This window comes from Ensifer sp. 22521, assembly GCF_052044795.1.
Classification (GTDB): Bacteria; Pseudomonadota; Alphaproteobacteria; order Rhizobiales; family Rhizobiaceae; genus Ensifer.
On record NZ_JBQENM010000005.1, the window covers coordinates 221,967 to 244,271 of the forward strand.

A 22,305-nucleotide genomic window follows, 5' to 3' on the forward strand; every position below is an offset into this window, starting at 1 on the left:
CACGTCTGTCCTGTTCCGCGTTCAGGCGATGATGTCGGGGATGATCTGGTCTTCGATCTTGCTGATCTTGTCCTTGATCGCCAGCTTCTTCTTCTTCATGCGCTGGATTCTCAGCGCGTCGCAGCCGGTCTCGATCATAGCGTTGATGGCAGCGTCGTAGTCTTCATGTTCCTGCCTCAGCCGCGCGGCGGTCAGTCTGAGTTCGGCCTGGTCCTGGTCCGGCATGCAAAGCGATCCCCATCAGCCCGGTTGCGAAGTCCTCCTCGAACCGGAATTCCATGCGTCGCTCTATCACATCTTGGGCGGTAACGGGAAGTTATCCGACGTCATCATTTCGCCTTCGACAAATGAAAAATGGCATGGCACAGTAGTAAGGTTACAAACCATGGAACATCCGGCATTCGCATGCCGGATGCAAGCAAAAGGAAGGGACTGCCAAATGACTGTTGAGGCTCATCTTGCAACGCTTGAGAAAAAACATGGCGTCCTGGAGCAGGAGCTCCATGCGGCATTGAATCAGCCGTCGGTGGAAGACGAACTGATCAACGACATCAAGCGGAGGAAGCTGCGCATCAAGGACGAAATCGAAAGGCTTCGTTCCTCGACTCACTGATTATCAACGGTATTTCCCAGGACTATCGGGAGGCGCCATCTCCCCTCTGAGTAGGCGCAACAAGGTTTAGAACCAATCCCCCCACAGTGGAATATACGGAATTTTGGACCGGGCTTGACGCCCGGTCTGTTTCTTTCGGGCGCAGCGTTCGCGCCGCCGGGCTCAGGACCAGAACTGATCGAGCCACAGATTGAGACGGTCGAAACCCGGCCGGTTGATCGCATAGATCCGCCGGGTGCCGCTCGCCGAAACCGAGACCAGATTGCAATCCAGCAAGGCCTTCAGGTGCTGCGATACGGCCGGGCGGCTGATCGGCAGGCCCTCCGCCAGTTCGTTCACGGTTCTCGGCGCGCGCCGCAGTTCCTCCAGCAGGTGGCGCCGGTTCGGGTCCGCAATGGCATCGAAAGGGTCCGCGATCGTCATGCGCGGACGTTAGGCGAAATTTTGCGAAGCAGCAAGAAATTTGTGCGATGCGAAATGCTAATTTTGCTTTGCAATATTTCCGTAATACTTGGGTCCGCGGCTCACCCGCCTGCGACCAGGCTGTTGATACCGTCCCAAAGCAGTTTCGAGCCCGCGATGAAGGCCATGGTATACATGAAGGGGTAGAAGATCTGCGGCTTCATGCGGCGAACGATCCAGGCGCCGCACATGGTTGCGACAATGGCGAGCGGAAATAGCGTCGCCGAGATTTTCAGGTTGCTCAGATCCAGTTGCCCGAGCGCGAAATAGGGGATGAGCTTCACCGCATTCAGGATCGCGAAGAAGCGCACGATGGTGCCGGTGTATTCGCGCGGGTCGAGCTGCAGCGGCAGCGCGTAGATCTGGAAAGGCGGGCCCCCGGCATGGGCGACGAAGCTGCCATAACCGGCAAAGGAACCCCAGAGTGCTGCGGGACCGGCCCGCTGCTTCTTCGGCGCGATGGTGATGCCAAGGCGCGTGCGCCAGACATTGTAGACGTATCGCAGCACGAAGAGCACGGTGATCAGGCCGATGATCAGGCGAAGGAGGTCCCGCGAGACGTAGGCCGAGGTCGCCCAGCCGATGAAGATGCCGGCGATGGCGCCGGGCAACAGCATGAAGAGGGTGGTGCGATCGCCGTGCTTGCGCCACATCCAAAGCGAGACGAGATCCATCGCGATCAGGATCGGGAGAAGGAGAGCGGCCGCCTGGACGGGTGACACCGCCATCGACAGGATCGGAACGCCCATCAGCGAAAGCGCTTCCCCCATGCCACCCTTGCTGAGGCCAACGAGCAGAACTGCCGGAATGGCGATAAGATAGAAGTCGAGATCAGGAAGCATGGGGGGCGGTTGATCCTTTTGCAGTCTCCGTCTATCGGTTTTCCCAAATGAAATCGAGCGCTGGTTTCGCCATCCTGGCGGATGCAGCCGGAAATGGATGTCTTGATATGACAACAGAACGTTGCCGCCTGGTGCTGATCGCGCCCGACATGCCCGATGCGGCGGAACGCGCAAACGTGCTCGCCGATGCCCTGAAGGGCGGCGACGTCGCCTCGGTGATCGTGCCGCAATACGCACTTGATGACTCCGAGTTCCAGAAGCACGCCGAGCGTCTGGTGCCGGTGATCCAGGAGGCCGGCGCCGCCGCGCTCATCGAGGGTGACTCCCGCGTGGCCGGACGTGCCAAGGCCGACGGCCTGCACGTTGCCGGCAATGCGGAAGTGCTGGGTGAGGCGGTCGAGAAGCACACGCCGAAGCTGATCGTCGGCGGGGGCAATGCGGCCGACCGTCACCACGCGCTGGAAATCGGCGAAGTGCGCCCGGACTACGTGTTCTTCGGCAAGACGGATGGCGACATCAAGCCGGAGGCGCATCCGAAGAACCTGGCGCTGGCCGAATGGTGGGCGTCGATGATCGAGATTCCCTGCATCGTCATGGGCGGCACGGACCCGCAATCGGCACTTGCGGTGGCGGAGACCGGTGCTGAGTTCGTGGCGCTTCGTCTTGCCGTCTTCGGCGAACCCGGCCAGGCGCCTTCCGTCGTTGCTGCGGTCAACGCACTTCTTGACGAAAAAGCGCCACGGTTTGAAGATTAAGACGTTTCGATGTTGAGCCGTCTGCCTTCCAGATTGAGTCGAGGTTTTTCCCTTGTTGCCATGGCCGTCGCCCTGGCTATGCCTGCGCATGCGCAGGAGCAGAAGAGTGGCGAGGACGCCGGCGTCGAAAAGCGCGGCCGCATCACGCCCTTCAACGGGGCGGCGATGCCGGAGGGCGCGACGCCGACCGACCAGAAAGACGACAAGTCCGCTGTCGGCCCCAATAAGAAGCCGGCCGACGGCTCTGTCCCATCGTCCGGCGTCACTGTTTTCGATCGCATGGGTGCCGAATTGCCGGCACTGCCAGCGGAAAAGCCCTTTACCGGCAAGGTCGACGATGCCTATGGCGCGTTCCAGCGCGGCTACTACCTGACCGCGATGGATCTGGCGCTGCCGCGCGCGCAGCTTGGCGACCCGGCGGCGCAGACCCTGATCGCCGAGATCCTGCAGCAGGGACTGGGCGTCGTGCGCAATCCCCAGCAGGCTGCCTTCTGGTACGGTCAGGCCGCGGAAAAAGGCGATCCGGCCGCGATGTTCAAATACGCGCTGATCCTGATGGAGGGCCGTTACGTCAAGCGCGACCGGAAGAAATCCGAAGAGCTGATGAAGAAGGCGGCCGATCTCGGCAATGGCTCGGCGCAATTCAACTACGGCCAGACGCTCGTCGCCGACAATCCCGGACCCAAGGGTTTGAAACTGGCGATGCCCTATTACGAAAAGTCGGCCGAACAGGGCATCGCGGATGCGCAATATGCGCTGTCGCAGATCCTGGTCAATGTCGATGGCATCGAGGAAAGCAAGCGGACGCGGGCGCGCGAATGGCTGATCCGCGCGGCGCGGGCGGGGTACGACACCGCTCAACTCGACATCGCGATCTGGATGATCGAGGGCATTGCCGGCGAGCGTAATCTCGAAGAGGGTTTCGGCTGGATGCGGCGGGCGGCCGAGGGCGGCAACGTGGTTGCACAGAACCGGCTTTCGCATCTCTACGTCAACGCCATCGGCACCCGGCCCAATCCGGTCGAGGCGGCGAAATGGTATGTGCTTTCGCGTCGCGCCGGTCTGAAAGACGACGCGCTCGAAGACTTCTATCTCGGTCTCAACGAAGAGCAGCAGAAGCAGGCACTCAGTGCCGCCAACAAATATCGCCGGAGCTGAACGGCGCCGCTCGCGGTCGAATCTTTGGCGGTCGTTCGGCGGAAATGCTATTTCGCTTGAACTTGCGGGCCATTTGTGGTTCTGAGGCCGCGGTTTTGCTCGTGGTGCCGCGACAGTTGGCGGCGACGGCGAGCGGAGTGAGAATTCACTCGGTTTTTTGACGACGGAGCTCAATCTGCGGCTTGCCCTGCGTCCTTGGATCGGTTCCGATCAAGGGAATTTGCAAGTAGGGCCGGCAATGCGGCCGCGTTCCGTCAAGCAGGTTCAACGTCCGATCGATTGTTTTCGATCGGCCTTCGTTATCAAGGGATCGCCAGATGGCCCGTTCAGCACTTCTCAATGTCATGGTTCAGGCCGCCTTCAAGGCCGGCAAGTCGTTGGCCCGCGATTTCGGCGAAGTCCAGAACCTGCAGGTCTCGCTCAAGGGACCGGGCGACTATGTTTCGCAGGCCGACCGCAAGGCCGAAAAGCTCATCCGCGAGGAACTCCTCAAGGCCCGTCCGACCTACGGCTTCCTTGGCGAGGAAGGTGAAGAGATCGTCGGCACCGACGGCGCGCATCGCTGGATTGTCGACCCGCTCGATGGCACCACCAATTTCCTACACGGTATCCCGCACTTCGCCGTTTCGATCGCACTCGAGCGCCAGGGCGAGATCGTCGGCGCCGTCATCTTCAACCCGGCGACCGATGAACTCTACACCGCCGAGCGTGGCGGTGGCGCCTTCCTCAACGACCGTCGCCTGCGTGTCGCCTCGCGCAAGCATCTTTCCGATGCCGTGATCGCCACCGGCACGCCGCATCTCGGCCGCGGCAACCACGGCAAGTACCTGATCGAACTGCGCCACGTGATGGGCGAAGTGGCCGGTATCCGCCGCATGGGTGCCGCCTCGCTTGACCTCGCCTATGTGGCCGCCGGCCGCTACGACGGTTACTGGGAACGCGACCTCGCCGCCTGGGACATCGCGGCTGGCGTGCTTCTCATCCGGGAAGCCGGCGGCTGGGCGCACGATATCAACGGCGGCGCCAAGCCGGTCGACGACGGTTCGGTCGTCTGCGGCAACGAATATATCGTCAAGGCGCTGAACGACGTCGTGCACCGCCCGGTGCCGACGAAGTAATCAGCGACCCTATTCCTATGCTCGGTCTCCGGCGCTCACCCGCCGGAGGCTTTGTTTTTCCGCTTGATCCGGAATGGGGCAACACGACAGTGCCACATGCCTGTGCCTATCTACGCGCGTCGCGGCCGTCGCCCCACTTTGGGAACGGCTGAATTTCGTCCTTGAATCGATTTCGGTTTCGGGAATTATGCAGTAGTCTCCGGGCCGGCGCCGCGCCGTTCCGACAAGTAAAAACCGGGAGATACTTACACCCATGACGAAACTGCATCTGTCCGGATGGAACGGTCGGGAAGGCATGGAAGAAGGCTATAATCCGCACAAGCTTTCGAGCCCCATGCACTATTTCTGGACCATGGTGGTCTTCCTGATCATCGTCGGTTTCGTGGGCGCAATCCTCTTTCGGCAGGCACACAACGCCTTTCTGGCCAACCCCGGCCTCAACGGCTTGATCCTTGGGGTGCTGCTGATCGGCATCCTGCTCGTATTCACCCATGTGCTGGGCTTGCGTCCCGAAGTGCGCTGGTTCAACTCCTTTCGCGCCGCCGGCAGTGCCGACAAGGTGGGCCGCGATCCGGTGCTGCTGGCGCCGATGCGGGCACTGATCGGTGCCCGTCAGACGGCGATCTCGACGACGGCGCTGCGCTCCATTCTGGATTCGATTGCGACCCGCCTCGATGAATCCCGCGACATCTCGCGCTATCTGACCGGCCTTCTCGTGTTTCTCGGTCTGCTCGGCACCTTCTGGGGTCTTTTGGGCACCATCGGCTCGATCAACACGGTCATCCAATCGCTGGATGCCGGTTCGGGAACCACCGAAGACATTCTGGCGGCCTTGAAGAGCGGCCTGTCGGCGCCGCTGACCGGCATGGGTACGGCGTTCTCGACATCGCTGTTCGGTCTTTCCGGTTCGCTGATCCTCGGCTTCCTCGATCTGCAGGCCGGCCGCGCCCAGAACCGTTTCTATACCGAGCTTGAAAACTGGCTTTCTTCCGTGACCGATGTCGGCTCCGAGCTGACTTCTGCGCTCGATGCGCCGTCGGGTGCGCCGGTCGAGGAGTTGAAAAAGCTTACGGATCAGCTGGTCCGCCTCAACCAGGAGGGCGGTTCGAGCCAGCGCACGACCGCCGCCATGGCAAGCCTTGCCGAGGGTATCCAGGGCCTGGTGAAAAATATGCGCGGCGAGCAGCAGATGCTCCGGGACTGGATCGAAGCCCAGCAGGAAGAGGCCAAGGCGATGCGCAGGACGCTCGACAAATTGTCGTCGCGCATCGGAGGCGAGCGGATCGCCGTGACAAGCGAGAGGTCGTCATTGCCGGCCAAGCTCGGACAGTTGGACGAGACCGGAGGAGAGTAATCCATGGCGCTCGCCCGCAAAGGCCGCACGCAGCGCACGATCGATTATTGGCCGGGCTTCGTCGACGCGCTGTCGACGCTCCTGCTTTCGATCATGTTCCTGCTCACCGTCTTCGTTCTCGGGCAGTTTCTGCTGAGCCGCGAAATCAGCGGCAAGGACGAAGTGCTGACCCGGCTGAACAGCCAGATCAACGAGCTCACGCAGCTCCTGGCGCTCGAGAAGAGCGGCAAGCAGGATCTCGAGGATTCGCTCGCCAATCTCCAGGCTTCCCTGTCCCAGTCGGAAGGCGAGCGCTCGCGGCTGCAGGCGCTGCTCGATCAGGGCGCCGGCAGTACCGATGTCGCCAACCAGAAGATCGGGCGCCTCGGCTCGGAGCTTGAGAACGAGCGTGAGATCAGCGCCCGGGCAATGAGCCAGATCGAGCTCCTGAACCAGCAGATCGCCGCGCTGCGCAACCAGATCGCCGCCATCGAGGTCGCGCTTCAGGCATCGGAGGCGAAGGACCAGGCGTCGCAGACGAAGATCGCCGACCTCGGCCGCCGCCTGAACGTGGCGCTTGCCCAGCGCGTGCAGGAGCTCAACCGCTACCGCTCCGATTTCTTCGGACGCTTGAGGGAAATCCTCTCCGACCGCGAAAACATCCGCATCGTCGGCGACCGCTTCGTGTTCCAGTCGGAAGTGCTGTTCCCATCCGGCGGCAGCGAACTCAATCCCGAGGGGCAGGCGGAGATGGGCAAGCTCGCCTCGGCGCTGCTTGATCTCGCCAAGGAGATTCCGGCGGAGATCAACTGGGTGCTGCGCGTCGACGGCCATACCGATAATGTCCAGCTTTCCGGAACAGGCCGCTATGCGGACAACTGGGAACTTTCCTCGGCGCGTGCCACCTCGGTGGTCAAATTTCTGATCTCGAAGGGGGTGCCTGCCGATCGCCTGGTCGCGGCCGGCTTCGGTGAGTATCAGCCGATTGCGCCGGGCGAGACCCCGGAGGCCCGGGCCCAGAACCGCCGCATCGAACTCAAGCTGACCGAAAAATAGGCCGCGGCCGCGAAACATACCGCGGCCAACGCCCGACCCTTGAATTGACCTTGACGTACGCGTAACAGTTGCTGCAGCCATTCGTATGGCGGCGCTGTATGGGGTGCAGGGGAGGGCATTTCGTGGATTGCGATGTATTGGTCATCGGTGCGGGCCTTGCCGGCCTGGTTGCCGCCTCGGAAGCGGCCGCCCTTGGCCGCAAGGTCATCGTTCTCGATCAGGAAGGCGAACAAAACCTTGGCGGTCAGGCTTTCTGGTCGCTGGGCGGTCTGTTCTTCGTCGATAGCCCCGAGCAGCGGCGCATGGGCATTCGTGACACGCGTGAGCTTGCCTGGCAGGACTGGCTGGGGTCTTCGCAGTTCGACCGTCCGGAGGACCACTGGCCGCGGCTTTGGGCGGAAGCCTATCTCGACTTTGCCGCAGGCGAAAAGCGCCGCTGGCTGCATTCCCTCGGCATGCGCTGGTTTCCGGTCGTCGGCTGGGCCGAGCGCGGCGGCGGCCTTGCCCATGGCCACGGCAATTCGGTGCCGCGCTTCCATGTCACCTGGGGCACGGGGCCAGCGGTACTCGATCCGTTCGTGCGGCTGACGCGGGAGGCGGAAAGCCGCGGTCTGGTGCGCTTCCGATTCCGCCATCGGGTCGATGAGCTCATCATCACGGATGGAACGGTGACGGGCGCCCGCGGTGCCTTGCTGAAGGAGGATCCGGTCGGGCGGGGCGAGCGCAGTTCACGCGACGTCTCCGGCGATTTCGAGATATCGGCGGGTGCGATCGTCGTCACCTCGGGCGGTATCGGCGGCAACCATGATCTCGTTCGCCGCAATTGGCCGCGCAAGCGCCTTGGCCAACCGCCGGCAACCATGGTCTCGGGCGTGCCGCATCACGTCGACGGACGCATGCTGGAGATCAGCAGCCGGGCGCGCGGCTCGGTCATCAACTCAGACCGCATGTGGCACTACACCGAGGGGCTCAGGAACTTCGACCCGATCTGGCCGGATCATGGCATCCGCATCCTGCCCGGCCCATCATCCTTCTGGTGCGACGCCGACGGCAACCGTTTTTCCGCGCCAGCGATGCCGGGCTTCGATACGCTCGGCACATTGCAGGCGATCCGCGACAGTGGTCACGACTACAGCTGGTTCATCCTGACGCGGGCGATCATCAAGAAGGAGTTTGCGCTTTCCGGTTCGGAACAGAACCCGGATCTGACCGGCAAGAGCATCTCTCTGCTCCTGAAGCGGCTCGGCAAGAATCCGCCAGCACCGGTCCAGGCCTTCATGGACAAGGGTGAGGATTTCATCGTCCGGGACCGGCTCGAGGACCTTGTGCCGGCGATGAATGCACTGACGGGCGAGAACCGGCTGTCGCTCGACCATCTACGCCGACAGATCGAGGCGCGCGATCGCGAGATCACCAACCCGTTCTCCAAGGATGCGCAGGTCACCGCGATCCGCGGCGCCCGCGCCTATCGCGGCGATCGGCTGCTGCGTACTGCCAAGCCGCACCGGCTGCTCGATCCGAAAGCCGGGCCGCTGATTGCCGTTCGCCTGCATATCCTGACCCGCAAGACGCTGGGCGGCCTGCAGACCAACCTCTCGGGCCAGGTGCTCGAACAATCGGGTGAGCCGGTGCCGGGCCTCTATGCCGCCGGCGAAGTCGCCGGTTTCGGCGGCGGCGGCATGCATGGCTACAATGCGCTCGAAGGCACCTTCCTCGGCGGTTGCATCTTTTCCGGCCGGGTGGCGGGGCGGGGTGCTGCTGGGGTGTGATCGCTTCCCGCCGCTCGCTTTTGGGCTGCCCCTCACCCTAGCCCTCTCCCCGCACGCGGGGAGAGGGGACGGCCGAGCGTGCAGCTAAACTTGGCAAATGCTTCGAATGTCTGGACAAGTCGGCTGACGATCAATCCATCTGCACGTTGGCGTCGCGGACGACCGGCGTCCACTTCGCCAGTTCTGCCGTCACATGCGCACTGAGCTCTTCCGGCGTCGAGCCGACGATCTTGGCGCTGAATTCCTTCATGCGTTCGATGACGGCGGGATCCTTCAGGGCCTTGTTTGCTGCCTCGTTGAGGCGGGCGACCACAGGCTGCGGCGTGTTCGCCGGGGCGAAGAGCGCGTTCCAGGTATAGGTCTCATAGCCTGGGATGCCGGATTCAGCGACCGTCGGAACATCGGGGAAGGAGGGCGCGCGTTCCGCCGTGGTGACGGCAAGTGCCCTCAGCGTGCCTGCCTTGATGTGCCCGGAGGACGAGGGCAGGTTGTCGAACATGATCGGCACCTGGTTGCCGATGACGTCGTTCAGCGCCGGACCGGCGCCCTTGTAGGGGATATGCTGCATGCTGACGCCGGCCATTTTCTTGAAAAGCTCGCCGGAGAGATGCAGCGGCGTGCCGTTGCCGGAGGAGGCATAGCTGTATTCGTCGGGCTTGGCTTTCAAGAGCGCCAGCAGTTCCTCGACGTTCTTGGCTGGAAGCTCCGGATTGACGACCAGCACGTTGGGCACGATGACCAGCAGCGAGATCGGAGCGAAGTCCTTCTGCGGATCATAGGGCTTGGTCTTGAGGATCAGCGGGTTGAGCGCGTGGGTGGCGACGGTTCCCATCAGGATCGTGTAGCCGTCCGCATCGGCGCGCGCGACATTGGCCGCGCCGAGATTGCCGCCGGCGCCGGCGACGTTCTGGACGATCACCTGCTCGCCGAGGTCTTCAGACATTTTCTGCGCGATGATGCGGGCGACCACGTCGGTCGACCCGCCGGCGGCGAAGGGAACGACCAGTGTTATCGGTCGGTCCGGGAAGCCCTGGGCGAGGGCCGGGGTGCTAAAGGGCAGCGCCGATAGCGCCATCAGGCCCAGCATCAGCGTTGCGCGCCGGGTCAGTTGCGAAAATGCCATGCGAATTTCCTCCCGATCATGTCTGCGAACCGCAGAGAACGGCCTTTGGCAGGCCGGCCCCATAACAATAGGGCTCGCTTCTCAGCCGGCAACTGCCACGTGTGAAATCGGGAGGGTCGTCGTCGCAACGCCTCAGTTTTTCGTGGCGACGAACAGGGCCTCGGCGCCGTGGTCGAACTGCAGCCGCGCAAGCTTGGCGTAGAGGCCACCCTGGCGGATGAGGGAGACGTGCGTTCCCTCCTCGACGATCCGGCCATGATCCATAACCAGGATGCGGTCCGCCTTCAGAACCGTTGCGAGCCGGTGGGCGATGATGATCGTCGTGCGCTCGCGCAACAGGCCATCGAGGGCTTTCTGCACCAGCGTCTCGCTTTCGGCATCGAGCGCCGAGGTGGCCTCGTCGAGGAGCAGGATCGGTGCGTTCCTGAGGATCGCGCGGGCAATGGCGATGCGTTGCCGCTGGCCGCCGGATAGCGTGATGCCGCGTTCGCCGACGAGCGTGTCGTAGCCGTTGTCGAGGCGGTTGATGAACTCGTCTGCCTGGGCGGCGACGGCCGCAGCGCGCACCGCCTCACGGGTCGCGCCAGGCACGCCGAAGGCGATGTTGTCATGAACCGAGGAGGCGAAGATGGTGACATCCTGCGGCACGATCGCCAGCCGGTCGCGCAGTTCCTTCGGATCGACCGTGCGGACATCGAGCCCGTCGACGGTTACAGCACCCTTGGCGGGATCGTAGAAGCGGAGGAGCAGGGAGAAGACCGTGCTCTTGCCGGCGCCGGAAGGGCCGACGATGGCGACAGTCTCGCCGGGGTTGATCGCAAAGCTGAGGCCGTTCAGGCTCTTGTAGTCGGGTCGCGCCGGATAGGCGAAATAAACGTCGTCAAAGGCAATGGCGCCGGCGGCCGGTGCGGGCATGGCGACGGGGTTTGCCGGCGCCTGGATCTCTGGGATCTCCGTCAGCAGTTCGTTGAGCCGTTCGGCGGCACCGGCGGCCTGAGAGAGCTCGCCCCAGACTTCGGAGAGCGAGCCGAGGCTGCCTGCGGCAAAGACCGAGTAGAGCAGGAACTGGCTGAGGGTGCCGGCGGAAAGATTGCCCGACAGCACATCATGCGCGCCGAACCACAACACCGCAACGACGCTGCCGAAAACCATGGTGATGGCGAAGGCAGTGAGCACCGAGCGCGCCTTGATCGCGGCGCGCGCAGCGCCATAGGCATCTTCTACAGCGGATCCGAAATGGTTGTTGGCGAGTGCCTCGCCATTGAAGGCCTGCACGGTGCGGGATGCGGCGATTGCCTCGCCGGCATAGGCGGACGCCTTGGCGAGTGTGTCCTGAGCCTCGCGCGATCGGCGGCGGACGGAGCGGCCGAAGCCGACAAGCGGGAAGACGATGATCGGGATCGCGATCAGCACCAGGCTCGAGAGCTTAGGGCTGGTATAGACCATCATGCCGATGGCGCCGAGACACAGGATCAGGTTGCGCAGCGCCACCGAGGCGGTGGCGCCGACCGCCGACTTGACCTGGGTCGTATCGGCCGTCAGCCGCGAGACGATCTCGCCGGACTGGTTGACGTCGAAGAAGGAGGCGGAAAGCCGGGTGACGCGATCGAAGACGTTGCGCCTGAGGTCGGCGACGATGCGCTCGCCGAGTGTGATGACGAAGTAGTAGCGCGCCGCACTTGCCAGAGCGAGCACGATGGCGAGCATCATCAACATCGAGAAGTAGGTGTTGATGAAACCGGAATCGGGACTGGAGAAGCCGTTGTCGACCATGCGCCTGACGGCGAGCGGCAGCGCCAGCGTCGTGACCGCGGCGAGGATCAGCGAGATACTTGCGCCGACGACCAGATGGCGGTAGCGGGCGAGATAAGGTAGGAGCGTGGCCAGCGGGCGGATGGATTTACGCGCTGGCGCCTGGATTTCTCGTTCGGACACTTGACCCCTTTCGCCAACCACGGAGGAAAGGCTTTGCCCATGAGTCTTCCGCGCGGCACTTGTTATCCCGCAGACCTTGATGTATAGGCACGGCATCGAATTGGGAAGCCGTGGCCCTTCAGCCGGTCCGCGGTTTCATTTACGTGTTCGGTCTCGAAGTCGCAATGCCTTGCGACAATTGGACCCTGGAACTCTAGGAAGATCGTTATGAAGGCAGACATCCATCCCGATTACCACGTCATCAAAGTAGTCATGACCGACGGCACCGAATACGAAACCCGCTCGACCTGGGGTTCTGAAGGCGCCACCATGAACCTGGAAATCGACCCCAAGTCGCACCCGGCCTGGACGGGCGGCAACCAGCAGCTCATGGACCGCGGCGGTCGCGTCTCCAAGTTCAAGAAGCGCTTCGAAGGCCTCGGCCTCTAATCGAACGCCTCTCGGCATTCTTAAAGCCCGGCCATCGTGCCGGGCTTTTTGTTGGCCATGCGGGGTAGCCGCGCCTGAGTATCACTCGGGAAGACCGGCCTTGCGAAAGCCATCGACGAAATGCGCGAGCACGGCGTCGTCTCGGAACGGCTCGGTTGCCGCCCAGTGGCGGATCGTGAAGCCCGGGTTGGCGACGAGAAAAAGCTCTGCTTCCGTGCGCGCCTCGTCGAGGCGGCCGAGCTGGGCGAGACTTGCCGCCAGGAACCGGCGTGAGCTCGTGCGATAGGTCTCGTCCCTGCGCAGCGTCTCGACAGCGGCCTCGTAGTCACCAGCCGCATATTGCGCCTGGCCGAGCGTCAGATAGTACCAGCTTGCCGGAAACGGGTTCAGCCGGAACGCCTTGCGGATATGCGCGAGGCTCTCTTCGACCCGCGCGGCGAGAACGTCGATGTCGGACAACGCCGCCCAGGTGTCGGCCTCGTTCGGGTCGAGTTCGATCGCCTTGGCGAATTCCGCCTCCGCCTCGGTAAAGCTGCGCTCATATGCGAGCAGGTAGGCCAGGATCCAGCGGCTGCCGGCATCGTTTGGGTCGATCGTGACGGCTTTGCGCGCGAGCTCCAGGGCAAGGCTGCGGGCGGCCTCCGTCGGTCCGCCGGAGTGCACCCGTCCCATCCATTGGTTCATCGCCAGCCAGCGGTAGGCTTCGGCATAATCGGGGTCGAGCGAAACCGCACGCGTCAGCATCAGGTGCGCTTCCTGGGCGGCCTGCGGCGTATCATCCATCAACCTGCGGGCGCGCACGCAGAGATCGTAGGCCTCGATGTTGCCGGGCCGGTTGCGTGGCAGCGGCGGCGGGCGCAATTGTCCGAGCAACGCTTCCACGATCTTGGCCGTAACCTCGTCCTGAACGGCGAAGATGTCTTCCAGGCTGCGATCGAAGCGCTCCGCCCAGAGATGGTCGGCGCTCAGTGCGTCGACCAGTTGGGCATTGATACGCACGCGTCCCGCTGCGCGCCTGGCGCTGCCTTCCAGCAGGTAACGCACGCCAAGGTCTTCCGCGATCGCGCGCACATCCACCGCCTTGCCCTTGTAGACGAAGGACGAGTTCCGCGCGATGACGAACAGGCCGGGGATCCTCGAAAGGTCGGTGATCAGGTCCTCGGTCAGCCCATCCGTGAAGGGCTCCTGCTCGGGATCGTTGCTGACGTTGACGAAGGGCAGAACGGCGACCGACGGCTTGTCCGGCAGGGGGAGGCGCCGCTTTGCCGCACCGAGCGTCCTCGAACTTCCCGTGAAGCGATAGCCGACGCGCGGGATCGTCGAGATCCACTCGCCACCATCGGCGGCGGGGCCAAGCAGCTTTCTGAGCTGCGCGATCTGGACGGTCAGATTGCCTTCCTCGACAGCCGTTTCCGGCCAGGCCGCATCCATCAGTTCGGCTTTGCCCAGGATTTCGCCGGGCCGCCCGACGAGCGCCGCAAGCAGCCTCAGTCCACGGTAGCCGATCGCGACAGGATCATCGTCCCGGAGGAGCGTTCCCGCACCCGGATCAAGTACGAAGGGACCAAAGGCGAAGCGCGTTTCCTGCATGGGCGCATCTATAGTTCGTTTGGAGGTTTTTGAGAACTTTTTGGACGCGCTTAATTACGCCCCAGTTCGTGTCCTGCAGAATTCGTCGGTCTTTCGGGCCGATATGGAGGCTGCCATGAACCACATTCCCATTCCTTTATTCCGGCATCAGGCACGCGTGCGCGAAGAAAACCCGATGCCTTTGCGCGCCGGCCTCGCAACGCTCAGAGGCGTTATCGCGACCTGGGACAGGAGGGCCCGTTTTCGCCGGGACCTCAAACGGGTCTCGAGGAGCGACCCGCATTTGATCGACGATATCGGCCTCGCACGGCGACAGGTCGAGATCGAAATCGCCAAACATCTCTGGCAGGCATGAGGCGCGTGTCGAAATGATATCGGACCAAGAGTCTCTGCGTGCGACGCAGCGTCGTCAATTACGCGACATGACCTTACCGCGCGAACAGCCAATCCTGTGGGCGGCGATAGCCGGCACCATCGCAACGGTCACGGTGTTTGCGGTCGCCCAGGGGCTGACCTATCCGCTGCTCAGCTTCATTCTGGAGCGGCAGGGAACGACACCGGGACTGATCGGCCTGTCGGCGGCGATGACGCCGCTGGGTTTCATCGTTTCCGCTCCCCTCATTCCGGCGCTGGTTCGGCGCTTCGGCGCGGCGTGGCTTGCTATTCTTTGCTCGTTGTTTGCCGCGCTAACGCTGATCGCGATCGCCTGGACCCAGGAGCTCTGGGCCTGGATGCCGCTGCGTTTCCTGCTCGGCTTCTTTGCCAATCCGCTTTCCGTGATCAGCGAAACCTGGCTGATCACGATCACCCCGCCGTCGCGCCGGGGCCGCATCATGGGGCTCTATTCTTCGATTGTTTCGGGCGGCTTCGCCATCGGTCCGCTGTCGCTCGGCCTCGTCGGCACGGAGGGCTGGTCGCCCTTCCTCATCGGCATCGTGGCCTTCCTTCTCTGCGGCATGATCTTGCTCGCAGTCGTGCCGCGCCTGCCTGACATGCCGCAGGATGGCGAGGCAACTTCCGTCGGCGCTTTCCTGGCGCTGGCGCCTCTTCTTCTGTTTGCGGTTTTCACCGCTGCCGCTTTCGAGCAGATCCTGCTTTCGATGTTTGCCACCTATGGCGCCACGCTCGGAAGTGCCGAGGAGCGGATCGCCTCTCTCATTACCTGTTTCATCGCCGGCAATGCGCTGCTTCAGGTATTTCTCGGGCGCATGGCCGAGCAGATGGGCTCGATGCGGACGATGTTGTTCTGTGTGCTGGTCTCGCTGGTCGGGTGCCTGCTGCTGCCATGGGCCTTCAACTCCTGGCTCGTCTGGCCGCTCGTCTTCCTCTGGGGCGGGGTCTCGTTCGGCATCTACACGATGTCGCTGATCCAGCTCGGCGAGCGTTTCACCGGCCAGGCCCTGATCGCCGGCAATGCGGCGTTCGCGGTTGCGTGGGGTCTCGGCGGCATCGTGGGGTCGCCCGCGACAGGACTAGCCATGCAGTGGCTTGGCCATCGGGGACTGCCGCTGGCTCTTGGTTTCCTTAGTTGCGTGCTGGTGCTGCTTCTGCTGGCGAAGATGCGGCGCGCGCGATAGTGACACCAGCGACGCGAGAAACAAAAAACCCGGCGATGGCCGGGTTCTGTTTTCCGCACGCTGAAGCGAAGAGCTATCAGTTGGTGCCGAAGGCCGTCTGCAGCAGCTTGATCTGCGCCTTGACGCCGTTCTGGTTGTCCGGAACGATGGCGGCGGCTTCGTGCGGGCGGTAGATTTCGCGGTCGAGCAGGGCGACGCGGTTCTGCAGGCGCAGCGAGCGCTCGATGAGGTCGCGGAAGGATTCCGGCAGTTCGGCCCAGCCGGGAGCGGACTTGTCGACGTTGAAGCTGTCGAGGCGCACCTTGCTCTTTTCCGACATCACCTGGTCACGGCTCATCTCACCGTTGTTGACGGCGCGCTGCAGGAGCAGCCACGAGGCCATCTGCATCAGGCGGGTGGTAAGCCGCATGGACTCGGCTGCATAGAGCACCGACGCCATGCGCGGCAGAACCTTCGAGGCGGCGCGGCCGGGACCATCGAGGTATGTCGCCGTTTCCTCGACCAGACCCATGCCTTCCGAATAGAGCGTCTTGAATTGTGCCGAGGACGCTGCGTGTCCTGCGAAACTGACCGTATTCAATCCTCTCTCGGACATGACCTGTTTTCCCTGGTTCAAACGCATCACGACAGTCAGGTAGTGGACAGTTATAGGAAATAAATCCTTGCCCGTCTCTATGCTCGAAGAATGATCCGATAGCGCATTTCGCGCAAGGGTATTCTTAAGAAAGGGTTAATCTCCACAGTTCTTTAGCGAAAGCTATGCCAAAACAAAAAAAGAGCCGCGAAAAGCGGCTCTCAAGGTAAAACAGGGAGAAAAATCAGACCCATTCGCCAGTCGGAGAAATTGTCTGAAACCGGAAAGCTCCGGATACCCCGACAATCGCAGATAATGCTTAATTTGCCGTTAAACGCGCCTCGTTTTGCTGCGCTGCGGCCGCTCCCGCAAGGTCTCAGCGAAATAGGCCTTCGGCGGCTGAGCGGCTCGCGGATTTGCGCGTCCGCTCGGCTTCGAGCCGGGCGATTTCCTCCGTCAACAGGGCGATACGCTGGGTGAGTTCATCGACTGAAAGCAGTGAAAGATCGCTGCCGATTTCGTGCACCAGCTTCTTTTGTGGTCGGTCGTCGTCAAACAGGCTCATCCGTCTGATCCTCCCATTTCTGGTTGTTGTCCGGTTCGCTATGCGCTTCCTCGAACGGGGCAGCGCGCGGCGAAAGCTGCAGGCTTTCCGGTGTCGTCGGCGCACCGGCATTGACCGGCGAGAAGGCGTCGCGGTCGGCGACCGGCACGGGCGCGCGCATCCGGCTGCGGATGATGGCATAGGCTGTGATCAAAATGTGGGCGCAGGCGGTAATCATGAACAAACCGTACGGACCGGTTGCCGTCATGACCGGACCGCCGATCGTCGGGCCGATGATCGTGCCGATGCCATAGAGCAGCAGCAGGCCACCGGAGACCTTCACGAAGTCTTCGGCGGTTGCGAAGTCGTTGGCGTGGGAAACGGCGATCGGATAGAGCGCGTTGGCGGCGGCGCCATAGATTGCGATCAGCGTCAGCACGATCCAGACCTGGCTCGGCTCGATCAGGAAGATGAGCAGGCCGGCGACGGCGCCGACACCGGCAAGGGCGGCCAGGACATAGCGACGGTCGATGCGGTCGGAGAGGCGGCCTGCCGGAAGCTGCATCACCGCGCCCGCGAAGATCGCCACGCTCATCATGGCCGCGACGGTACTGTCGGAAAGGCCGGCCTGTCGCCCGAAGACGGCGCCAAGCGTGCCGAAGGCGCCATTGGCGATGCCGACGAGCAGGATGCCGAGGAACGAAACCGGCGAGTTCCGGTAGAGGCCGCGCAGGTCGAGGCTGACCTTCTTCAGCGGTTGCGGCGAGGCGGCCTTGGACATCAAGGTCGGCAGCATGGCGACACAATAGAGGATGCCGCAGATCATGAAGAAGATGCTGGTCGAGGTGTCGCCAAAGGGGATCATCATCTGGCCGCCGACGACGCCGAAAAGCGTGATGGCGATATAGAGCGAGAAGATGACGCCGCGGCTCTCATTGGTGGCGCGCTCGTTCAGCCAGCTTTCGATGATCATCGACGTGCCGGCGGTGGCAAAGCCGGTGAGCGCGCGCAGGATCAGCCACCAGGTCGGATCGATCATGATGCCGGTCAACAGCGCGACGATGGCGATGAGAGAAGCAAAGACGCTGAAGGCGCGCACATGGCCGATGCGCTTGACGACATTCGGGGCGAAGAAGCACCCGAGGACGAAGCCGGCCGCCCAGGACGTACCGATCAGACCGAGGATGGTGGTCGGGTATCCCTCAGCAGTACCGCGAACGGGAAGAAGCAGTCCCTGAAGACCATTGCCCAGAAAGAGAAACAAGGTGCCGAGCAGGAGGGCAGCGACCGGGAGCAGGTTCTTTCTCATCATCCATCCGAAATTCGTTCTGCCGTCAGCAAGTTAGGGCGGTGCCTGGTGAATTGCCAGCCGGTTTCTCTCTACAGCGCTTTGATTACAGTGCCTTGATTTGCCGCCTGTTTCCTTCGACCGGAGACGATTGAAGGAAACAAGCGGTTGCCGGTCATTGCAAATCGTCCGCGAAAACACTAGCCCTTTTTGCCAAGCGCAGCGTATCGCTAGCCTTTGGGGGAAGCGGTGCTCCGTGCGACGAAGAGTGCCGGCGTTGCGAACGCTTTGCCGGTTGAGGCAGCCTCCCGGAAGACGAGGGCAATATGCAGAAGGCGCTCGCCCTAATCCTGCTCCTGGCAATGGTGATCCAGCTTCTGTGGCCGCTCGGCATCCCTGGTCTGCGCCGCCGCCGCGACTTCTGGAAGATCGCGGTCTTCGCCATCGTCATGATGATGGTGACCGTGCTGATCCGGCCTTAACCGGGCCATCTTGCCTCTAAGTACCCGTTTCTTTGGAAACTCCGGAGCCGATTGCGCGATGCTATTGGGTTGTACGTATATTCGCTACAACTACAAAAGGGCGCAGGACAGATGGGGAATAACGCGCTAGATTACCTCTTTCACTCCGGAAGTGAATTCGAGGGTTTCTTGGAACGCCGTCTCGCTGCCATTCTCGCCGCCGATGTCGTGGGATACAGCCGCCTGATCGGCGCTGACGAGACCGGCACACTCGCCGCGATGAAGCGACACAAGAATGAACTCGTCGATCCCAAAATCCACCGCCACAAGGGCCGCATCGTCAAACTGACCGGCGACGGCATTCTCGTCGAATTTGCGAGCGTGGTGAATGCGGTCGCCTGCGCCGTCGATATTCAGCGCGGCATGCTGATCCGCAATGAAAGCGTGCCGCAGCTAAAGCGCATCGAGCTGCGCATCGGCGTGCATCTCGGCGATATCATCGTCGAGGACGGAGATATCTTCGGCGACGGCGTCAATGTCGCCGCCCGTCTCGAAGGGCTGGCGGAGCCATCCGGCGTTGCCGTTTCCGCCACGGTGCGCGATCACGTCGGCACCCGCCTTGATATCGGCTTCATCGACAAGGGTGAGCACACGCTGAAGAACATTGCCGCGTGCGTGCATGTCTATTCGGTGGCGCTCGGTGCGCCGACGAAAGTTGCGGCGGCGCCAAGCGGGGTCGGCCCCATCGTGCTTGATGACGGCTACGGGCTCTCGGTCGGCGTGCTTCCGTTCACCAACATGAGCCATGATCCCGAGCAGGAATACTTCTCCGACGGCATCACTGAAGACATCATCACCGATCTCTCGAAGATCTCGAAGCTGCATGTCGTCGCCCGCAACACGGTATTCACCTACAAGGGGCGGTCGGTGAAGGTGAAGCAGGTGGCCCAGGAACTGGGCGTCCGCTACATCCTCGAGGGCAGCGTGCGCAAGGCGGGTTCGCGGGTGCGCATCACCGGCCAGCTCATTGATGCCTTGACCGGTACACATCTCTGGGCCGACCGCTACGACCGCGACCTGACCGATATCTTCGCCATTCAGGACGAGATCACCCACGCTATCGTCGATCAGCTCAAGATCAAGCTTTTGCCGGCGGAGAGACAAGCGATCGAGAACGACCCGACCACGAGCGTCGAAGCTTATACCTACTACCTGCGCGGCCGGCAGTTTTCGCATGCCTGGACCCGGTCCTATCTGCTCTTGGCCCGGCGCATGTTCCTGAAGGCGGTGGAACTCGACCCAAACTTTGCCCGCGCCTATGCCGGCATCGCCGATTGCGAGTCGGCGCTGCGCGACTGGCACGAGGACGAGTTCCCGCTGCAAAGCATTCTTTCCACAACCGCGAAAGCGCTGGAGATCGATCCGAACCTTGCGGAGGCTCATGCCTCACGCGGCCTGGTGCTGCACCAGGACGGCCAGGACGATGAGGCGGTCGCCGAATTCGAGCGGGCGTTGACGCTCGATGCCGGCCTCTATGAGGCGAATTTCCATTACGCCCGTTTCCTGTTTATGCAGGGTGCCTTCGAAACGGCGATCCAGTTCTTCAAGCGCGCTGCTGACATTCGGCCGGACGACTATCTTTCGCCGATTCATCTCATGAGCGCCTATAAATCGCTCGGCCGTGACGTCGAACGTGCGCAATGGGCAAGGATCGGGATATCTCGGGCGGAGCGGGCGCTGGAGCTCAATCCGGAAAACTCCGGCCCCGCGCATCGCGGCGCGTTGGCCCTCGCTCATATGGGCGAAGCCCAGCGCGCCCGGGAATGGGCGGCGCGCGCGCTGGCAATCGATCCCGACGACGTGGTCGCGCGATACAATACAGCCTGCGTCTATTCCATCCTCGGCGATACCGACGCGGCGCTCGACCTGCTCGAAACCTTGCTGCCACAGAGTTCGTGCTACCAGCTGCTCTGGTTCAAGCAGGATTCCGACCTTAACGCGGTTCGCCACCATGTCCGCTTCCAGGCGATGGTCGAGGCGATCGCGAAATGCGAGGCGGGGTTGCGCTAACCGCCGGAGGGTGCCGGCGGTTGCTTTCAGTGGTGACTTGCCTGACGGGATTGCGCCGGCGCAGTATTGCGGCCACCCGTCAACCACCAGATGGCCGCGCCGGTGACAAAGAGCATGGCCGTCGCCACGATCACGACTGCGGTAAAGGCCTGCTCGAACGCGAGCCTAGCGCGGGTTACCAGTTCGCCAGCCACATCCGCCGGCAGTTTCTCGGCAAGAAGCAAGGCTTCGTCGAGGCTGTCGCGGGCCATCGGCGAAATGGCTGCACCCTCCGGCAGCACGAGGAAGGCGGTGTAGACGACCGACATGACGGTGCCGAGAACGGCAATGCCGATCGCGCCGCCGAGCTCGAACGAGACCTCCTCGATCGATGCCGCCATGCCTGCCCGCTCCGGCGGGGCGTTGAACATGATGGCGCTGGAGGCGGCGGTCATCGAGGCGCCGATGCCGAGGCCGAGGACGACGAGGGTGACGATCTGGGTCAGCGCGCCGGCCTCATGGGCCAGCAGGTATCCGCCGAGACCGAGGGCCGCGAGAATGAGGCCGGAGCGCAGCACCACTTCCGCGCCGAGACGCGGCAGCAGGGTGCCGGTCAGCGGACCGGCGACGAAGGCCGCGAGTGGGATTGGCAGTATGAAGAGGCCGGCCTGAAGCGGCGAAAGACCATCCACGAGCTGCAACTGCTGGCTCAGGACCAGCTCGATGCCGACGATGGAGGCGGATGCGACCAGCGCGGCAGCGACGCCGGAGGAAAACGCCGCATTGCGGAAGAGGCTGAAATCGATCAGCGGATGCGGGCTCCGGCGCTGGCGGCGCACGAAAAGAATGAGCGCAATGGCGCCGATCACGGCAGCGGCGAGGCCAGCTTCCAGCGACGGTTCGCGCTTGCTCGTTTCCTTGACGGCATAGGCGAGACCGACGAGGCCGACCATGATCTGGAACGATCCGAGTGCATCCCACGGATGTTTCGGATTGCCCGGATTGTTCGGCAGCACGACGAGGGCGAGGATGAGGGCAATGGCGACGATCGGCACGTTGATGAGGAAGACCGAGCCCCACCAGAAATACTCGAGCAGGAAGCCGCCAAGCACCGGTCCGATGGCGGCACCACCGGAGGCGATCGCGGCCCAGACGCCGATCGCCAGCGCCCGCTCGCGCTCGTCGGTGAAGGTAAGGCGGATGATCGACAGCGTTGCCGGCATCATCAGTGCGGCGCCGACTGCAAGCAGTACACGCCCGCCGATCAGGATCGCAGGGGTGGGGGCGTAGGCGGCAATCAGCGAAGCGACGCCGAAGACCGCGAGACCGACGATGAAGGGCTTCTTGTGCCCGAGCCGATCGCCGAGCGTGCCGAGGCCGGGCAGAAGGCCGGCGACGACGAGGGCGTAGGCGTTGACGATCCAGAGCTTCTCGGAGGCGCTGGCGCCGAGGTCATGGGTCAGACGGGGAAGGGCAGTATAGAGCACCGTCATATCGACGACGATCAAAAGGAGTGCGCTCGATACGATGGCCAGAATGAGCCAGCGATTTTGCGGATGCATAGTACACCTCAATGGCCACCCACAGGGAATTGGGGGCTAAGTCTTGTTAACGTCGGGGTCATTATTT

22 protein-coding genes are annotated in these 22,305 nt (G+C 62.8%); 12 read left to right on the plus strand and 10 right to left on the minus strand.

Annotated features, from left to right (window positions below):
• Nucleotides 1–21 precede the first annotated feature (21 nt).
• Complete coding sequence (locus ACTJKE_RS08950; RefSeq protein ID WP_057254651.1) at nucleotides 22–225, minus strand: YdcH family protein; 204 nt, start codon at nucleotides 223–225, stop codon at nucleotides 22–24.
• 214 nt (nucleotides 226–439) lie between these two features.
• On the opposite strand from ACTJKE_RS08950, the gene ACTJKE_RS08955 reads away from it, so the two are divergent.
• Nucleotides 440–613, plus strand: coding sequence for a YdcH family protein (locus tag ACTJKE_RS08955; RefSeq protein ID WP_082616141.1), 174 nt, complete (start codon nucleotides 440–442; stop codon nucleotides 611–613).
• Between the two features lie 162 nt (nucleotides 614–775).
• Here the strand turns inward: ACTJKE_RS08955 and ACTJKE_RS08960 are convergent, their stop codons facing one another.
• Both ACTJKE_RS08960 and ACTJKE_RS08965 read right to left on the minus strand, forming a co-directional pair.
• Nucleotides 776–1,036 carry an ArsR/SmtB family transcription factor gene (locus ACTJKE_RS08960; RefSeq protein ID WP_057254652.1) on the minus strand — a complete coding sequence of 87 codons (261 nt, stop codon included), beginning with the start codon at nucleotides 1,034–1,036 and terminating at the stop codon, nucleotides 776–778.
• A 101-nt stretch (nucleotides 1,037–1,137) separates the two neighbouring features.
• A complete protein-coding gene (locus ACTJKE_RS08965; protein WP_057254653.1) occupies nucleotides 1,138–1,917 on the minus strand; it encodes a sulfite exporter TauE/SafE family protein in 780 nt (259 codons plus the stop codon).
• 107 nt (nucleotides 1,918–2,024) lie between these two features.
• On the opposite strand from ACTJKE_RS08965, the gene ACTJKE_RS08970 reads away from it, so the two are divergent.
• From ACTJKE_RS08970 to ACTJKE_RS08995, 6 genes are all read left to right on the plus strand, one after another.
• The gene (locus tag ACTJKE_RS08970) at nucleotides 2,025–2,672 is read left to right on the plus strand and encodes a thiamine phosphate synthase (RefSeq protein ID WP_057254654.1); all 648 of its coding nucleotides are present in this window, start codon (nucleotides 2,025–2,027) and stop codon (nucleotides 2,670–2,672) included.
• Between the two features lie 78 nt (nucleotides 2,673–2,750).
• On the plus strand, nucleotides 2,751–3,830 hold the full coding sequence (locus ACTJKE_RS08975; protein ID WP_245296007.1) for a tetratricopeptide repeat protein: 1,080 nt from the start codon (nucleotides 2,751–2,753) through the stop codon (nucleotides 3,828–3,830).
• 317 nt (nucleotides 3,831–4,147) lie between these two features.
• Complete coding sequence (locus ACTJKE_RS08980; RefSeq protein ID WP_057254656.1) at nucleotides 4,148–4,948, plus strand: inositol monophosphatase family protein; 801 nt, start codon at nucleotides 4,148–4,150, stop codon at nucleotides 4,946–4,948.
• 253 nt (nucleotides 4,949–5,201) lie between these two features.
• Complete coding sequence (locus ACTJKE_RS08985) at nucleotides 5,202–6,302, plus strand: hypothetical protein (protein ID WP_057254657.1); 1,101 nt, start codon at nucleotides 5,202–5,204, stop codon at nucleotides 6,300–6,302.
• Nucleotides 6,303–6,305: 3 nt separating this feature from the next.
• Complete coding sequence (locus ACTJKE_RS08990; protein WP_058321021.1) at nucleotides 6,306–7,337, plus strand: peptidoglycan -binding protein; 1,032 nt, start codon at nucleotides 6,306–6,308, stop codon at nucleotides 7,335–7,337.
• A gap of 122 nt (nucleotides 7,338–7,459) precedes the next feature.
• On the plus strand, nucleotides 7,460–9,106 hold the full coding sequence (locus tag ACTJKE_RS08995) for an FAD-binding dehydrogenase (RefSeq protein ID WP_093233896.1): 1,647 nt from the start codon (nucleotides 7,460–7,462) through the stop codon (nucleotides 9,104–9,106).
• Between the two features lie 130 nt (nucleotides 9,107–9,236).
• Here the strand turns inward: ACTJKE_RS08995 and ACTJKE_RS09000 are convergent, their stop codons facing one another.
• Together ACTJKE_RS09000 and ACTJKE_RS09005 are read right to left on the minus strand one after the other, a co-directional pair.
• Nucleotides 9,237–10,229, minus strand: a complete 993-nt coding sequence (locus ACTJKE_RS09000; protein ID WP_113513256.1) for a tripartite tricarboxylate transporter substrate binding protein — start codon at nucleotides 10,227–10,229, stop codon at nucleotides 9,237–9,239.
• Between the two features lie 132 nt (nucleotides 10,230–10,361).
• Complete coding sequence (locus ACTJKE_RS09005; RefSeq protein WP_057254661.1) at nucleotides 10,362–12,164, minus strand: ABC transporter transmembrane domain-containing protein; 1,803 nt, start codon at nucleotides 12,162–12,164, stop codon at nucleotides 10,362–10,364.
• A gap of 207 nt (nucleotides 12,165–12,371) precedes the next feature.
• Between ACTJKE_RS09005 and rpmE the strand changes: the two genes are divergently transcribed.
• Entirely contained in the window at nucleotides 12,372–12,593 is a 222-nt protein-coding gene (gene rpmE / locus ACTJKE_RS09010; protein ID WP_034806140.1) for a 50S ribosomal protein L31, read from the plus strand.
• Nucleotides 12,594–12,674: 81 nt separating this feature from the next.
• On the opposite strand, the gene ACTJKE_RS09015 is transcribed toward rpmE, so the two are convergent.
• Nucleotides 12,675–14,183: a winged helix-turn-helix domain-containing tetratricopeptide repeat protein gene (locus ACTJKE_RS09015; RefSeq protein ID WP_058325899.1), complete on the minus strand. Its 1,509-nt coding sequence runs from the start codon at nucleotides 14,181–14,183 to the stop codon at nucleotides 12,675–12,677.
• A 175-nt stretch (nucleotides 14,184–14,358) separates the two neighbouring features.
• Between ACTJKE_RS09015 and ACTJKE_RS09020 the strand changes: the two genes are divergently transcribed.
• Both ACTJKE_RS09020 and ACTJKE_RS09025 read left to right on the plus strand, forming a co-directional pair.
• The gene (locus tag ACTJKE_RS09020) at nucleotides 14,359–14,538 is read left to right on the plus strand and encodes a DUF1127 domain-containing protein (protein WP_057254832.1); all 180 of its coding nucleotides are present in this window, start codon (nucleotides 14,359–14,361) and stop codon (nucleotides 14,536–14,538) included.
• 67 nt (nucleotides 14,539–14,605) lie between these two features.
• A complete protein-coding gene (locus ACTJKE_RS09025; protein WP_113513254.1) occupies nucleotides 14,606–15,760 on the plus strand; it encodes an MFS transporter in 1,155 nt (384 codons plus the stop codon).
• 76 nt (nucleotides 15,761–15,836) lie between these two features.
• Here the strand turns inward: ACTJKE_RS09025 and rcdA are convergent, their stop codons facing one another.
• The 3 genes from rcdA to ACTJKE_RS09040 form a co-directional block, all read right to left on the minus strand.
• Nucleotides 15,837–16,355, minus strand: a complete 519-nt coding sequence (gene rcdA, locus ACTJKE_RS09030) for a protease adaptor protein RcdA (RefSeq protein WP_043610604.1) — start codon at nucleotides 16,353–16,355, stop codon at nucleotides 15,837–15,839.
• 355 nt (nucleotides 16,356–16,710) lie between these two features.
• Nucleotides 16,711–16,899 (minus strand): DUF1192 domain-containing protein, encoded by a 189-nt coding sequence (locus ACTJKE_RS09035; RefSeq protein ID WP_057254664.1) that lies wholly within the window; start codon nucleotides 16,897–16,899, stop codon nucleotides 16,711–16,713.
• Nucleotides 16,886–18,187, minus strand: a complete 1,302-nt coding sequence (locus ACTJKE_RS09040; RefSeq protein WP_093233947.1) for an MFS transporter — start codon at nucleotides 18,185–18,187, stop codon at nucleotides 16,886–16,888. The genes ACTJKE_RS09035 and ACTJKE_RS09040 overlap by 14 nt, the downstream gene beginning before the upstream one ends.
• Nucleotides 18,188–18,492: 305 nt before the next feature.
• Here ACTJKE_RS09040 and ACTJKE_RS09045 point away from each other — a divergent pair, with 305 nt between their 5' ends.
• Both ACTJKE_RS09045 and ACTJKE_RS09050 read left to right on the plus strand, forming a co-directional pair.
• On the plus strand, nucleotides 18,493–18,648 hold the full coding sequence (locus ACTJKE_RS09045; protein ID WP_093233901.1) for a hypothetical protein: 156 nt from the start codon (nucleotides 18,493–18,495) through the stop codon (nucleotides 18,646–18,648).
• 111 nt (nucleotides 18,649–18,759) lie between these two features.
• The gene (locus tag ACTJKE_RS09050; RefSeq protein WP_113513251.1) at nucleotides 18,760–20,697 is read left to right on the plus strand and encodes an adenylate/guanylate cyclase domain-containing protein; all 1,938 of its coding nucleotides are present in this window, start codon (nucleotides 18,760–18,762) and stop codon (nucleotides 20,695–20,697) included.
• Between the two features lie 26 nt (nucleotides 20,698–20,723).
• On the opposite strand, the gene ACTJKE_RS09055 is transcribed toward ACTJKE_RS09050, so the two are convergent.
• Nucleotides 20,724–22,238, minus strand: a complete 1,515-nt coding sequence (locus ACTJKE_RS09055) for an MFS transporter (RefSeq protein WP_058325896.1) — start codon at nucleotides 22,236–22,238, stop codon at nucleotides 20,724–20,726.
• Between the last annotated feature and the right edge of the window lie 67 nt (nucleotides 22,239–22,305).